Source organism: Moorella mulderi DSM 14980 (assembly GCF_001594015.1).
Taxonomy (GTDB): domain Bacteria; phylum Bacillota; class DSM-521; order Neomoorellales; family Neomoorellaceae; genus Neomoorella; species Neomoorella mulderi.
Genome location: NZ_LTBC01000061.1, coordinates 1 through 684 on the forward strand (window position 1 = coordinate 1; position 684 = coordinate 684).

Below are 684 nucleotides of genomic sequence, written 5' to 3' on the forward strand. Positions count from 1 at the left end.
TGCTCTTTACATAATCTACCGCTTTCCTGGCTGCCTCTATTGCCTGGCTGCCTCCTTTTAAGAAGGCTACCATCTCCGTTGGTACCACAGCATCGGCTAACTGGTAGGGCTGCGTCGCTAGTTCTTTGCTGGACAGGTAAGCAGCATACGCCAGGTTAAGGTCTACTACCTGGTTTTCACCTACTACCGAGCCAGCTCGCGGGCCAGCCTGTCCCGGAAACCTAAAGGTACCTAGTTTTAATTCTGTTTTCATTTATGTGAACCTCCTTTTTGGTTTTCAATAAGCAATATTATTAAACTGCATGTATACCTCCTCCCATCCTCTTCTACCAAAATTGTATAACTGGTTCTAGAAAACTATTGCCTTTTGGAGAGGATATGTTCCGTATGCCGGAACCTCATTCCTTTTTGTTTCACTAAATTCTATTCGACGCTTCTCGTAAAAATCCTCCTTTTTGATAATTTTTTTCTTAATAGCTAAGACCCATATCCCTTGTCCCCCGTTTCATAACGTGGAACACTATTTTTAGTAACAGCCGCCGGGGTCGAAAGAGCCCGTAAGCGTCAAACCCAACCCACCTAGCACCAAAGCAACATTTATAGGATAATCTCCCTCAAGAACACCAACGGAGGGAGATTTTTTATGACCAAAGCCGAACGGCAAGCACTATGGAAAACCCGGAT

1 pseudogene is annotated in these 684 nt (G+C 44.6%); it reads right to left on the bottom strand.

Annotated elements, in window-relative coordinates:
* Positions 1–253: pseudogene (locus tag MOMUL_RS15245) on the bottom strand (fumarylacetoacetate hydrolase family protein); the annotation flags it as partial.
* Positions 254–684: the final 431 nt, after the last annotated feature.